At 43.0% G+C, this 15,102-nt stretch carries 12 protein-coding genes; 1 reads left to right on the forward strand and 11 read right to left on the reverse strand.

All coding sequences use genetic code 11. From position 1 onward, the window contains the following. Positions 1-108: 108 nt before the first annotated feature. The 11 genes from RTX25_RS03900 to RTX25_RS03950 all read right to left on the reverse strand — a co-directional run bounded on the left by RTX25_RS03900 (position 109) and on the right by RTX25_RS03950 (position 13,637). A complete protein-coding gene (locus RTX25_RS03900) occupies positions 109-945 on the reverse strand; it encodes a DegV family protein (RefSeq protein ID WP_312650760.1) in 837 nt (278 codons plus the stop codon). Between the two features lie 244 nt (positions 946-1,189). Beyond that, positions 1,190-2,155 (reverse strand): ABC transporter permease, encoded by a 966-nt coding sequence (locus RTX25_RS03905; RefSeq protein WP_312650762.1) that lies wholly within the window; start codon positions 2,153-2,155, stop codon positions 1,190-1,192. Next, positions 2,155-3,327, reverse strand: a complete 1,173-nt coding sequence (locus tag RTX25_RS03910) for an ABC transporter permease (RefSeq protein WP_312650764.1) — start codon at positions 3,325-3,327, stop codon at positions 2,155-2,157. Before RTX25_RS03910 ends, RTX25_RS03905 begins: the two co-directional genes overlap by 1 nt. Further along, on the reverse strand, positions 3,317-4,843 hold the full coding sequence (locus RTX25_RS03915; RefSeq protein WP_312650973.1) for an ABC transporter ATP-binding protein: 1,527 nt from the start codon (positions 4,841-4,843) through the stop codon (positions 3,317-3,319). Before RTX25_RS03915 ends, RTX25_RS03910 begins: the two co-directional genes overlap by 11 nt. 150 nt (positions 4,844-4,993) lie before the next feature. Further along, a complete protein-coding gene (locus RTX25_RS03920) occupies positions 4,994-6,148 on the reverse strand; it encodes a BMP family ABC transporter substrate-binding protein (protein WP_312650767.1) in 1,155 nt (384 codons plus the stop codon). 231 nt (positions 6,149-6,379) lie between these two features. Further along, entirely contained in the window at positions 6,380-6,844 is a 465-nt protein-coding gene (locus RTX25_RS03925) for a tRNA (cytidine(34)-2'-O)-methyltransferase (RefSeq protein ID WP_312650769.1), read from the reverse strand. A gap of 3 nt (positions 6,845-6,847) precedes the next feature. After that, complete coding sequence (locus RTX25_RS03930) at positions 6,848-7,681, reverse strand: Cof-type HAD-IIB family hydrolase (RefSeq protein ID WP_312650772.1); 834 nt, start codon at positions 7,679-7,681, stop codon at positions 6,848-6,850. Between the two features lie 45 nt (positions 7,682-7,726). Continuing rightward, entirely contained in the window at positions 7,727-9,898 is a 2,172-nt protein-coding gene (locus tag RTX25_RS03935) for a transglutaminase-like domain-containing protein (RefSeq protein ID WP_312650773.1), read from the reverse strand. A gap of 1 nt (position 9,899) precedes the next feature. Next, the gene (locus tag RTX25_RS03940; protein ID WP_312650775.1) at positions 9,900-11,003 is read right to left on the reverse strand and encodes a DUF58 domain-containing protein; all 1,104 of its coding nucleotides are present in this window, start codon (positions 11,001-11,003) and stop codon (positions 9,900-9,902) included. Positions 11,004-11,005: 2 nt separating this feature from the next. After that, on the reverse strand, positions 11,006-11,938 hold the full coding sequence (locus RTX25_RS03945) for a MoxR family ATPase (RefSeq protein ID WP_312650778.1): 933 nt from the start codon (positions 11,936-11,938) through the stop codon (positions 11,006-11,008). A 175-nt stretch (positions 11,939-12,113) separates the two neighbouring features. Then, on the reverse strand, positions 12,114-13,637 hold the full coding sequence (locus RTX25_RS03950) for a VanW family protein (protein WP_312650780.1): 1,524 nt from the start codon (positions 13,635-13,637) through the stop codon (positions 12,114-12,116). Between the two features lie 369 nt (positions 13,638-14,006). Here RTX25_RS03950 and RTX25_RS03955 point away from each other — a divergent pair, with 369 nt between their 5' ends. Continuing rightward, on the forward strand, positions 14,007-15,032 hold the full coding sequence (locus tag RTX25_RS03955; RefSeq protein ID WP_312650782.1) for a M42 family metallopeptidase: 1,026 nt from the start codon (positions 14,007-14,009) through the stop codon (positions 15,030-15,032). Positions 15,033-15,102: the final 70 nt, after the last annotated feature.

The following is a 15,102-nucleotide window of genomic DNA, read 5'->3' on the forward strand; positions in this document are numbered from 1 at the left end:
GTAAATAGATTGTGCACAATTTAATATCAGATATCCGTGGAGAATATTTAAAAAGAGAGCCTAAGCTCTCTTTTTAAATATATTTGGAGTGGAAGGAATGACTGCAGATTATGCAGATAGGGCAAATACCCCTACAAGTTTCGGACCGGCATGTACACCGAGTACACAACCGACCTGTATTTCATAACATTTAATGCCTTTGGACTCTATGTGATTGATGACAGCTCTGTTTGTCTCGCTGTCCAGAGAGTTGATCACGACCATGCTGGAGTTCTCTCTGGTCTTTGTCTGATCGATAAAAGCAAGAAGGGATTTCAGTGCTTTTTTCGACCCTCTGGCCTTATCGACCATCTCGAGTTTTCCTTCTTTTATAGAGATCAGCGGTTTGATGCCAAGGAATCCTCCTATAGCGCCAACTGATTTCGGTACTCTTCCACCTTTGACCAGATATTCCATGGTATCGAAAGTAACCAGAAGTTTCACTTTATCTACAGTATTTCTGATTGCCTGAACAACTTCATCAAATGATCTGCCCTGATGAATATTCTCACCGGCTTCAACCAGCGCCAGAAACATTACGCCTGACACACCTTTTGAATCAATGATGGTGATATTCTCACTCTCCAGCATATCCTTAGCAATCTCTGCGGACTGGATGGTTCCTGAAAGGTGTGAAGAGACATGAGTGGAAATAATTTTATACCCTTCATCGAGATATTTCTTATATACATCGTGGAATTCCTGTGGATTGACCTGGCTTGTTGTGGGAAAAGCTCCGCCTTCCTCAACGCCCTTGTACATCTCACTCAACGTAATGGATTCTCCATCCTTATAGGACTTGTCACCGATATTTACGGTCAGTGGAAGGACGTGAATGTTGTATTTTTCTATAAGCTCGGGCGTTAAATCGCAAGTACTGTCTGTGACCAATTTTATCTTATCCATGATGCAACCTCTCTATCATCAGTTTCATTTCCTGCTCCCCTTCTAGGAAAAACAGTATTGTATTAAGGTAAAGTATACAGAATTAACTTTGATTCTCAAAACATCCTTCTGTAAACTAAGAAAATTTTAAGATATTTACTCTCTTCTCGGATAAAGGTCCAGATAATGAGGAAAGCTCCAGAACAAAGACGTGAAAAACCTCCCATACCGAAATATGAGAGGCCTGATTTATTCATTCTGATGCTTATCTTTGTGATTTATCGTAAGGAATACCTTCCGCTTTCGGTGCTCTTGACTTCTTGGATGTGAATGCAAGAACGACCATGGTTGCAAGATAAGGCAGCATCTTATAGTAGGTCTGGTTAATTCCCAGATTGCTGAGGAAAGGGATAAGGGATACGGAGTAAGCAAGTGTTCTTAAAAATGCAAAGAACAGTGCTGCTCCGAAAATTCTCAGTGGTCTCCACTGACCGAAGATCATGACCGCAAGGGCCAGGAATCCAAAACCGGCAACTCCTGTGTGCCCATTTACATTACCGTCCATAACTCCAACAGAATAGAAGAATCCGCCGATACCGCCCAGAATTCCTGAAAGGCTCACACCTGCATATCTCATTCTGTAGACATTGATGCCCACTGAATCTGCAGCATGAGGATGCTCTCCGCAGGCTCTCAGTCTCAGACCGAATCTGGTTTTATAGAATACAACGGTTGCAACAGCCAGAAGGAACAGTCCGATGTAGACAGTGAGGTATGTTCTCTGGAAGAACATAGGTCCGATTACAGGAATCTGTGAAAGCAGAGGTACTTCTCTGATATAAAAATCCTTGTTCGTTGTGATACCATCTGAATTGAAAAACATTTTCGAGAACAGAAGGATCGCAGCGGGAATCAGCATATTAAGTGATGTACCGGTGATTGTCTGATTCGCTTTCATGGTCACTGCCGCGAATGAAAGAAGCAGTGAATAGATGAATCCTGAAACTGCTGCTACGATCATACCCAGTAAAAGTATGGTCTGAGCATTCATTGAAGTGTCCTGAACAAAATACACAAACAGTGCACCGAAGAAAGCACCGAATAACATGATACCTTCAAGACCGATATTGATGACACCACTTCGCTCACTGAACATACCCCCTAAGGCAACCAGTAGCAGCGGAATGGCAACAGGAAGCATATTCTGAATCAGATAATAAAATGTATCCATTATTTTGCCTCCTTTGTGTCTGCTGCCGCATTCTGGTCGGCTATACTCTTTGCCTCAGCGACAGTTTCTTTTTTGCCCAGACGTGTTCTGATGAATTTACCAGCAGCTGCATTCATGATCATGGCAAATGCTGAGAAGTAGATGATGACGGCAATAACAACGTCAATAATCTCAGGTTTGTAACCATGAAGGCTCGCCAGTGTTCCACCTCTCTGTATATGGGAGATGAATACCGATGAGAATATGATACCCAATGGATGGGCACTTCCAAGAAGAGCAACAGCTATACCGTTAAATCCGTTGGCGGCAATGATATTGATCGGTTCATAGGTCATGCTTGATCCGGTAATCGCTGATGGAGCAAGTATCGCAAACGCTCCACCAAGTCCGGCAAGACCACCCGCAATGACCATGGTCAGGATGATGTTTCTCTTACCCTTCATACCTGCATAGTCAGCAGCAAATTTATTGAAACCTGTTGCCTTAAGCTCATAACCGAATGTTGTTTTCTGCAGAACGATATATAGTATGATACCGATGATGACAGCTAGAACAATTCCATAGTTTACATTTGACCCTGCAATCCCCAGGGACGGAATCTGAACGTCTCCTGAAAGATAATTGGTTCTTGTTGTTGATGAAACATACATTGTGGAATTGCCCTGAATGAGCATATCGACAAGGTACATACCGATATAGTTGAACATGATTGATGTGATGACTTCATTTACATTGAGCAGAGCCTTGAATATTCCAGGGATCAGACCCCAGATCATACCGCCCACCATTCCGGCGAGTATGGCCACTATCCAGTGTATTCCTTTTGGAAGGTCCCACATGAACCCCACATAGAGCGCAAAATACATACCCATGGTATATTGACCTGAAGCTCCAATGTTGAACAGGCCCATTTTGAATGCAAATCCTACCGCAAGTCCTGTCATCAGGATCGGTGTTGCAAAATAGAATACATCGCCGATTCTTTTGAATCCGCCGAGCAGGACACTTTCGAATCCTCTGAATGCATTGGAAGGGTCAGCTACAAGCATTACGATGAACCCGAACACCAGGCCTAAAGCGATGGCGAGGAGCGCAGCCGTAAACGAGGAGAATCCCTTGCCGTGTATGACGTCTTTTATGTTGTATTTACTTGGACTCTTTCTATCCTGCATGGTTTATCTCCTTTACAGTGTTTCGTTTAGCACCTGACATATATAGCCCCAGCTCTTCCACTGTTATGCTCTTGGGATCAAGATCTCCAACGATTTCACCCTCGTACATGACGAGAATTCTGTCGCTGACATCCATAACCTCATCGAGCTCCAGAGATACCAGAAGTACGCCTTTACCTGCGTCTCGTCTTTCAACGAGCTGTCTGTGAATATATTCTATTGCCCCTACATCAAGTCCTCTTGTCGGTTGAACAGCCACGAGGAGTTCGTGCTTCTTGTCAATTTCTCGTGCGATGATCGCCTTCTGCTGATTACCGCCGGACATGCTTCTTACCGCTGTAATCGGACCCTGTCCGCTTCGTACATCAAATCTTTTGATCAGACCTTCAGCATATTTTCTCATGGCATCAAACTTCAGGAATCCGTTCTTCTGAAATTCAGGCTGCCAGTATCTCTGGAGAATCAGATTTTCTTCAAGACTGTAATCCAGTACCAGTCCATGTTTATGTCTGTCTTCAGGGATATGGCTCATACCAGCAACAGAACGTTCTCTGATGGATGACTTTGTGATATCCTTGCCTTTAAGAAGGATTGTACCGCCGGTCATTTTCTCAAGACCGGTCAGCGCAGAAACAAACTCAGTCTGTCCATTACCGTCAATACCCGCAAGGCAGACGATTTCTCCTGCTCTTACATCGAATGAAACATCTTTAACTGCATTGTTTTTATGGGTTTTGCTTGGCACGGTAACATTTCTCACCGACAGAACAACTTCTTTAGGTTCTGCAGCATCCTTGTCGACGCTGAAGCTGATGTCACGACCGACCATCATCTTGGAAAGCTGTTCTTTCGTGGTATCCTTTACATCGACTGTACCGATATATCTGCCCTTGCGAAGAACAGTACATCTGTCTGCCACCTGCATAATCTCATTGAGCTTATGGGTGATAAACAGAATCGATTTGCCTTCATCAGCAAATCCTCTCATGATCTGCAGAAGCTCTTCAATCTCCTGAGGAGTAAGAACAGCTGTAGGTTCGTCAAAGATGAGAATTTCATTGTCTCTGTAGAGCATCTTGAGAATTTCAACTCTCTGCTGCATGCCCACGGAGATTTTTTCTATTACTGCATCAGGATTTACCTTCAGTCCGTATTTCTCACTTAATTCAACAACTTTCTTCCTTGCATCCGCTTTCTGGAGGAATCCCATTGTATTGGGTTCCACACCGAGAATGATATTTTCAAGAACAGTAAAAATCTCTACCAGCTTGAAATGCTGATGGACCATACCGATTCCCAAGGCATTGGCATCATTTGGGTTATTGATTTTAACAACTTTCCCGTTTTTCCTGATTTCACCTTTTTCGGCCTGATACAATCCAAAGAGCACACTCATCAGTGTAGATTTACCTGCACCGTTTTCACCTAGAAGTGCATGGACTTCTCCTCTTTTCAAGTTGAGGGTGATATTGTCGTTCGCGATAATACCGGGGAATTCTTTTGTTATATTTACCATTTCAATAATATAATTACTATCCACTTTAACCTCTTCTTATCACTTTATTTTTTTAGTTGGAAAATGGGGGAAAACTCTCGCCTTCCCCCATTCTAAATCTCATACTTGCATAAGGCTCAGGCCAATATGTCAGGAATGATTAATCCAGTACTATCTTACAGAAACCTTGACTTTGCTTAATCCAAGCTTGGATGTAAGTTCTTCTGCAGTAGCATATCCGTTAGCATCAGCAACTTCGATTGTTCTAAGAAGCTCAACACTTCCGTCTGCTAATGTAGCGAAAACCTTATCGTATGCTGCTTTGTCGAAAGATTCAAATCTGTCGAATGCATCAGCTTTTTCGTCTCCGATAACTTGTGTTGGAAGACTAACGCCATCATTGGCAGCGTTGAAATATGTAGTTGTTCCTCCGAAAGTATCCCAGCTGTCAGATTTGTAGATTGAATCAAGAACAGCAACAACTGAAGCTGCAAGTCCCTTAGTAGCGGATGTGATAACTGTTTCGCTGTCATATCTCTGGTCAACGTCAACACCAATTACCTTGGCATCTGACTCTGAAGCAGCGGACATAACACTCTTACCAACAGCTCCACCGGCTGCGAATATCACTTCTGTGCCTTCCTGGTACATTGTCTTTGCAGTAGCCTTGTTTGTGTCAGACTCTTCAAAGTTTCCTGTGTAGTGGTAAGTCACTTCAACAGCGCCATCAGCAAGACCAAGCTCTGCAGCAGCGGCTTCAGCACCCTGTAGGTAACCGTATCCGAATGCCTGTACAGCTGGTACTGCCATACCACCCATGAATCCGAGTTTTGTCATGCCGTCAGTTACAGCTGCATATCCAGCAAGGTAACCTGACTGTTCTTCTGAGTACATAACGCTGGCAACATTTGTCTTAGTTTCAAAAGTTGCATAGTCAGCTGTATGTGGTGCGCCATCAAGAAGGATGAACTTAACTTCTGGATACTTTGTCTGAGCTTCGTATATTGGAACCTCAAACAGGAATCCTGGAGTTACGACAACTTTAGCTCCACCAGTAACTGCAAGGTCAATTGCAGCAAGGTATCCGGCATCAGAAGCTTCTTCTGGCTTATAGTATTTGTGTGTGATGTCATTTGCTTCAGCAAACTCTACTACACCTTCCCATGAACCCTGGTTGAATGACTTGTCGTCAATATTACCTTTGTCTGTGATCAGTGCGATTTCAAAACCTGAAGCATCGCCCTCACCCTCGGATTTGGATCCGCAACCAACAAAGATCATACCAACCAACATGATTGACATAAGAATCGCAAGCATTTTTTTCATTAAAAAACCCTCCAAATAATTCGTTCGACATTCGTCGTTGCATTTATTATATCTTTTTTGCGGAAAAACCACAACTGTTATCGCTCTGCGGAAGGCTGAATGTACGTGTTTTTTTTCATATCTCCTTACTATCCTGTGATTTAATCATATCGTTTTCAGAGTTTTGCGCAAAAAAGGCCAGTTTTCAGTTCTTTTTCGGAAAACAGACCTTCATTCCTCAGCGCTGCTCTTTTATTTCATATCGGGATATCCAAGCTGTCTTAATGCTTCATAAGCGACAATGGCTACAGTATTCGACAGATTGAGACTTCTGGTACTGGTTTCTGCCATGGGTACTCTGAACAGATTCTCCCTGTTCTCTTCCATAATATACTCGGGTAGACCGCTCGACTCCCGTCCAAATACAATAAACACTTCATCTTCAAATTCGACCTCGGAATGAATCTTTTTTCCTTTTGTGCTGGAGAAATAGAACTTACTGTCCTTATACTTTTCTCTCAGTTCTTCATAGCTGCCGTAAAGCGTCACATCCAGCTCACTCCAGTAGTCGAGTCCGGCACGGGATACCGTCTTGTCGTTTATGGAAAAACCCATGGGTCCGATGAGGTGGAGTCTTGCATTTGTAAGTACACAGGTTCTGCCGATGTTTCCTGTATTCTGAGGAATCTCAGGACGAAATAGTACGATATTGATCATGAATCATCCCTCACTAAGAATAAATTTTTCAATCATGGTGGCCACGCCATCTTCCACATTAGTACCAGTCACATATTTCGCAACTTCGAACAGGCTGTCCATGGCATTGCCCATGGCCACCGGCATGCCCACTACCTTAAGCATAGGCAGATCATTCTCGCTGTCTCCAATGGCAATAATCTCTTCAGGAGCAATTCCCTTGATCTTCGCCAGTGCAAGAACCCCAAGACCCTTATCTGCCTTATGAGAAGTAAACTCGATGTTGTCGAGTCCTGAACTGACCGCTTTTATCCTTCTGTTTCCGGACAGAGCGGCTTTTATGGAAGGAATCAGATCGATACGGGGAAATACTATTCCCTTCTGCACTTCATTTCCATTTTCGCGGATCAGCTGATCCAGTGTGAAGTCTTTATTGAGATACTTGATCTTTATTCTTCTATCCTCTGGCAATGTTCTGCTTAGCGCTTCATAACGTCCCACATAGTCTCTGTATTCGGAAATATACATAGTTCCATGATTGTACCAGTTGATTTTCGTGTCGAACTGTTCAAGGACATCATGGATGTCCTTAACATCGTCTCCGCTCAAATTCTCCTCATAATATACTGTCTTCCCATCCCGCTCACTGACATAGGCGCCATTGGAAGATATGATCGGGTCTGATAGACCCAGTTCATCAGAGTAAAGAAGTGCACTTCTATGCATCCTTCCCGTACTCAGTGCGATGATCACCCCTTTTTCCCTGGCTTTTCTGATCGTGTCGGCTACTTTTCCTGAAATCGTCTGATCAGGCCTTATCAGGGTGCCATCTATATCTATACATATCATTTTATACATGCAATAAACTCCTTAAATCTTTCATTCACAACATATCATACCACATTACCAAATGTACTTATGGAAGTAAGCATAAACCGGTCCACGATAGCCTTTGACGATATCGTATACATCTTCATATAGCTCTCTTCTTCTGGAAAATTCGCCCTTTTCCCCGCTGTATTCTTCCCTGTACACCTCTTGCACGAGCTGTGTGTATGCTTCTTTAAGCTCATCGTCTCTCATTCTTCCTGCCATTTCAAGATAGGTCTCGCCCGGTTTTCTTGTGTAATACATGAAGCCTAACGCTCGATTGATTTCCATAAAGTACGGCTTCAGGGACTCTCTTCCCATCATACGCTCGATCTTCCATTTTCTGTAGGCGATTCTCAATCCGAATCCTGCTGACAGAATGACGATGATAAAAAGTGCGATATTCCTGCCGGTTCTCTGCTCCGCTTCATCCTCAGTCACCTCTTCGTCATCCCCAGGCTTTTCCGGATCCGGATTTTCCTCGTCTTCAGGTGTTTCCGAAGGAGTCTCAACCACTTCTTCATCCACTTCTTCAGGTTCATCATCATAGATCAGTTCACGCGGTGTGCCGGTCGCATCAAAAATCTTCCATATACCGTTGACATCATCAATAAGAACTTCCGTCCAGGCATGAGCATCACTGTTTCTGACCACATACCTGCCATCCTGAATCTCTTCTGACATCTTGAACCCCTCTACATACCGGGCAGGAACGCCTGCGATTCTCAGCATGACCGTAAGAGCTGTGCCGAAATGAACACAGTACCCAACCTGATTTTCAAAGAGGAAATGGTCCACAAAATCACTTCCTTCAGGCAGGTCTCCCGGTGTGAGTGTGTAGGCATAAGAGGTTTTCAGGTATTCAGTAAGAACCGAAGCTTTCTCATGATCACTCATGGAATCATTGACAAGTCCCGCCACCAGATCTCTGGTTCGCTGGGAAACAGTCTCCGAAACGCTCAGGTACTCTCCATACTGAGTAAGGTAGTTTTCTCCTTTGACGGTCTGTGACTGATACACTGAAAGACCAGATGAAATCTGCTCTTCATCAAAATAGGTGATGAAATAGTTGTTGTTGACCGTCTTATTGCTGGTGAACAGATCAAATTCAGGATCATAATAAAGAAGAGCAAGATTATTTGAAAATGCAATGTCTCTGGTATAGATACTGCTGAACAGATTGGATGTCATTTCTCTGATGGGTCTGATTTCAAGAACACTCAACGCCTGGCCTCCTGCAGCACCTTCATAATACCTGATCTTCTCTTCGGTAATACTGCTCACCGGCTCATATTCCTGAAACTCCTTAGACCATCTGTCCCCAAGATAATCTGTCTTTACGTTGCCTCTGAGATAAATCGGGCCGTCTCCCACGGCAAAAAACACTTCTTCTTCATTCATGACGATGTTCCCGCCGAGGATACTGTCCGAATTGTTGTATCCTGACATGGAGATATTGAAAGGATCATCAATGATCTTTCCGTTAATTGAAGACTGGGTGACAACCTGCCCGTTGAAATAATTCCAGAGCCGATCTGTGTAGATCCCTTTGGCATCGATATTGATGAAAAGTGATGCGACAGTTATGATCAGCGTCATGATGACCGCTTCGAAAAGACGCCTGTTTCGGTTGACTTTAAACACTCTGACTTCACGGTCGAGAAGAGTGGTCCGATAAAACAGAATACTGAATGCCCAGATCGGCACAAAAAATCGTACATATTCATAGGAATTGTTGTAATAGTCCACAATCCAGAGAAAGAGCAGAAGCCCCATATCCAGAATCACCATATTATAGGGAAAGATGTAAATCGTAATGCTGAGAATTGTGCTGCCGATGACCATCATGAGTTTCAGTGTATTAAGGAAATCCTCAAAGAGAATATCCTCTCCCGCCATGATGGAGCTGTTGATCCGCCCCACATCAGTAGGAATCGCCCTGATGTCGATAGTCTGGATCTGATGATACAGAAAATAAAGGCTGATGACCATGAGGGATGCAAAAGCCAGCTTGTACCATATTTCTTTGCCGATGAACATGCCGATAAAGCCCATTACAGCTGTAATCGGGAGCAGGGCAAAAATCCAGATTTTTCCATACATAAATTCCTGGATATAATATGCACTTTCCATGACCATGGCCATGATAACCATATTCAGGAATATGATGACAAGAGGGATGATTTTGTTTTTCATATGAACCATTTTATTCACCTATATATTTCAGGGTTATTCCTTCATAATCGGGGTTTGTCTTCAGGTCGTCTTCAACAGCAAACCAGGTTATGGTATTGTATCTGTCTTTCATTTTCATGACCACTTTTGTGAGGTTCGGACTTCTGTTTCCTGTGAAAAGAATAATTGCAGAGGCACCCTGGAAGATTTCCGCTTTCTCGCTCATAAAATCCTCCATGCTTTTTGTCCCTTCTGAGTCATGGTCGACCATATACTCTATTAGTGCTTCATGGTGTCCCATTCTTCGCATGTCGAATTCTTTTCTTTCCAGCCCGTTGATGATGACCTTATGTTCCTTCCCGTCCCGCAGGAGCTGATAGGAAACCGCAAGAGCTTCAGAAATGAGAGATTCCTCCTTCTCTCCGTCACCACCGAGTTTGTAGATCTCCTCATTCATATCGATGACCAGAAGATAGTCGATACCCTTTGTCTGTTCCCCAAGCCTTACGTAGAGCTCATCATGTTTCGCTGATACTTTCCAGTTGATCCTCTTGAGACTGTCACCGGTATTATAGCGTCTCATTTCCTTCGTCATATAAGGATCTTCCAGTGGAGACTTTGACTGCTTGATTCCATCACTGCCTACCCCAAGTTCAAACTCCATGGGAGGCAGCACTCTCGTTTTCGGGTATACACGTACACTTTCTTTGATCAGAGGTTTCCGTATGGTGAATATATTGAAGAAATCTTTTATTTCCAGACTTAACCGGCTGAACTCATATATTCCTCTCTTCGGGAAATAGAAGCTGAACATGACCTGTCCTTTGCTTCTCCCATTTACACTCCTTGTCTCGATCTCAGAATAATCATTTATGGCTGTAACATGTGCCAGAAAAAGCAGTGAGTCATTGAATATCTGCATATTGAGTCTGGCTGTTTCAAACACTTCATAACGCTCTTTCATAGCAGTCAGTTTACCCGACACTTTTACTGAGAATACGGCAATTGAAATCACAGCCATGACAAACATGCAGAGGAAAATGAAATAGAGGGATGTAAAGACAATCCCTCCTATGGAATAGTAAAGGACGATTGAAATGAGAAATCCCAGAACAAACCTATAATCCAGTTTCATGACTAACCATCCATTCTTGGGGGCTCCACAGTAGAAATCATCACCTGAAGCGCTTCATAGGCATTGTTTCCCTGGCCTCTGGCAAAGGAAGACAGTATCAGCCTATGGGCAAGTACCATTCCCGCATTTTCTTTGACATCTTCAGGTATGACATAGTTTCTGCCTCTGATGAGTGCTGTTGCCTGACTCACTCTCATGAGCGCAATAGAGGCTCTTGGACTTGCACCTAAGGTGAACAGCTTGCTTTCTCTTGTTCCCTTGACAATATCCACGATATACTTGTAGATTCCATCAGAGACCTTGACCTGCCTTGTCATCTGCTGAAGCATAAGTACATCTTCAGAAGATGCCACAGGTCCGATTTTCTCCAGAGGAATTTCTTCTCTGAAATTTCGAAGAATCGTCAGTTCATCTGCAATAGATGGATACCCGATCTTGATCCTCAGCATGAAACGATCAAGCTGTGCCTCAGGAAGATTAAACGTTCCTTCATATTCTATAGGATTCTGTGTAGCCATGACAAAAAACGGTCTTTGAAGCATATAGCTCTCCGTTCCTTCGGATACCTGATATTCTTCCATAACTTCCAGAAGAGCTGCCTGAGTTTTAGGTGAAGTTCTGTTGATTTCATCTGCAAGAACGATGTTCGCAAAAATCGGACCCTTACGGAACTCGAAGCTCATATCCTTCTTATTATAAATGGAAACACCCAGGATATCGGATGGGAGAAGATCCGGTGTGAACTGGATCCTCGAGTAGGACAGATTGAGACTCTTGGCAAGAGCCTTAACCAGTGTCGTTTTACCGATTCCGGGAATATCTTCAATCAGAATATGGCCTCCTGCGAGGATACCTTTCAGGATATTTTTGACCACACTGTTTTTTCCTATAATCACTTTTTCGACATTATCCTCGATTCGTCTAACATACTCCATAAAATAACTCTCCTTACATGCTCTTCTGCGTGAATAGTCTAAAAAATTACATCTACTATTATTTTAACATAGAGCTCCCCGGGTTTATATGAACATTTGATTATATCCAATCTGTTTTTTGCTTGTCTGATAAAAATGGACCCACCTTTCGGTGGATCCATCAACTTAGTATATTTTATGGCTGTGTTGCAGGTGGAGTAGCAGGTGGTGTAACCACTGGAGGTTCTACCACTGGGGGTTCAACCACTGGTGGTGTAACGACAGGCTTCTTTTTGGTTCCATAAAGGATTACCTGGTCTACCTTCTTATAGCTGTCATTTGAAATCTGCTCAGTCTTTACAACCTTACCATCTTTAAGTGTCTGCTTGTATGTCTTTGAAGTATAGCCGATTACCGGCTTGAGGTCCACTTTCTCTTCACCTTCAAACATAGTAGGATCTTCTTTTCTTATGGTCTTCGGCTGAATCACTGATGTGGTTTCGCTGAAGATCTTGTACTCATATCCGCCCATATCCGCTTTGTGTCCATAGACAGCGACTGTAAGTGTGCTTCCGTCTCCGTAAGCTGAGATGTAAACGGGGTTCTCATATGTATTTGTGAATTTCAGATCAAGAGATGGGGAATAAACTACAGCATCCATACCAGGCTTCAGGTAAGATACCGCCATTGAATGATTCCTTCTCTGTTCAATACCGAGATTGCTGTGAAGTGCGGCCTGGTATAGCGTACTGGATACCTGACAAAGGCCTCCGCCGATACCGTCTTCAACTTTATTTCCTACATAAACACCAGCATTGCGGAATCCCGCTGCTGCAGTGACAGGTCCTACCTGCTTATTGTAGCTGAACGTTTCGCCAGGCATGACTACGGCTCCATTGATCTTAGATGCCGCAAACCCGACATTGTATTTTCTTCCCGCAGCTGAAGTGCTGTACTTCGTTGTATAGGATGAAAGCTGGCTGTCGATCTTCTTTAATGCATCAGCGGTAACTCTAGGCTGTGAAACCACGATATCCGCATTTATGGTCTGATCGGGCAGCAGTTCAACCAGAGCACTTTTAATGTCCTTGATCAGTTTATCCGCATCGATCACTCTGCCTTCAGCATGTTCTGTAATCGTAAATGCACCGTTTGCTCTCTTAATGGTTGCATTCTTCGCTTCCTGATTGACTTCTTTTGATAGACTCTGAACAAATTCGTTTATCTTCTCTTCATTATGTTCAAAGGACAGGTCAATGCTCGCTTCTTCAACACTTCCGATTTTTTTGAGCTTTTCCTCATCTGTCAGATCTTTTCCATAATTTATGGCATTATCGGCCAGTTTATCAGAATCAAGAGTGATGTCCAGCTTTTCAAGAGTAAGCGGGAATACCTTATCTTTTGCACTGATGTTTATGGTGTGTCCTTTCAGCTTGTTCATGACATCAGTATCAAGAAGCGATTTCGCTTCAGCTTTAGTCAGCCCAGAAAGATCTACACCCATCACGGTTACACCCGGATAGACTTTGTCTGCCCAGGAGCTGATGATCATCTGGTCCTGAGCATCCTGAACTTTTTCAGCTTCAGCTTTAGCTTCAATGACGATGGCCTCTGTGGCCTGTTTCTCTTTTTCTACGGCATATCCTCGAAATGCACCTACCCCAAAAACTGTGAATAGTAATATCATGGCAAGAATCGCTTTTCTTTTCATATTATACATGGTAATTAAATTACCCTACCCTCCCATATTAATATCATTACTTTTCCTCATTAACTATAATTATTATACCATGAGCTATTTGGATAAATCTCTCAAATCTGTAACAATATACAATAAAACATTTAATGATCTGAATTCAATTAATAATCATTATCCGTATATGATACGGTAAAATTCCTGATCTGTAAAATGAATAAGCCATATTCAGCTGATAAATGCAGAATTTACAGATATTACCAGATTCTCTTGATAATCAGTACACTTTTTGAACAATACATTCACATATTCCAAAGCAATCCGATCCGAAATCTATACAGATGAAGAGTTTTGAGCTATGATAACTATATCTTTAACCTTGGGAGGTTACGCATGACTTTTGAACAGAATATCACACAGACTCTAAGAAATCTTATCGAAATCAACAGCCCAACCGGATACCATGGCGAAGTCATGGCATATATCAGAAAAGAGCTGGATAATTCAGGTATCCCATATGAAGTTACGGTCAAGGGTGCCATTTTAGCTACTATAAGCGGTGAGAACAAGGAAGGCCGACTGTTCTCTGCCCATGTCGACACACTTGGTGCAATGGTGAAGCGCATTAAAGGAAAAGGTTCTCTTGAATTCACCCTTATCGGCGGATACATGTTCAATACACTTGAATCCGAAAACTGTCTGATCAGAACATCCGGAAACAGACTGATCAGCGGTACCATACAGACCACCAAACCTTCCGTCCATATCGATGGCGGAGATGCAAGAACACTGGAAAGAATTCAGTCAAACATGGAAATCATCATAGATGAAAAAGTAAGCTGTGAAGATGATGTCAAGGATCTTGGCATCAGAGTGGGCGACTTTGTCTTTATCGACCCTAAACTGAAGATCCTAGGCAACGGCTTCATCAAATCGAGATATCTGGATGATAAAGCAAGCGTCTCCATTCTCCTTGAAGCCATGAAGACGCTTAAGGACACACCTCTGAAGTCAACAATCCACTTCTTCATCTCGAACTACGAAGAAGTCGGGCACGGTGCCAAAGCCGCTCTTCCGGAGAATCTGGTCGAATTCATCGCAGTGGATATGGGCGCACCGGGAAACAATCAGAACAGCTCGGAATTTAAAGTCAATATCTGTGCAAAGGACAGTTCCGGTCCTTATGATTATGATCTGAGAAGAACCCTTGAAGATCTGTGCGAAAGTGAAAATATCCCTTATGAAACAGACATCTATCCTTTCTACGGATCTGATGCTTCAGCAGCCTTAGGCGCAGGATACGACATCAGAACCGCACTCATCGGTCCAGGTGTATTTGCATCACACGGATATGAAAGAACCCATATGGAATCCATGAAGGCGACTTACGATCTCATCGTAAGCTATGCTCAGAAATAGACATAGAAAGCAAAGAGAAGCAGTCCGGGCAATCATTTATGCCTTGAAACTGCTTCTCTATTATTTTGAG

The sequence above is a fragment of the Proteiniclasticum sp. genome, assembly GCF_032054185.1.
Classification (GTDB): Bacteria; Bacillota; Clostridia; order Clostridiales; family Clostridiaceae; genus Proteiniclasticum.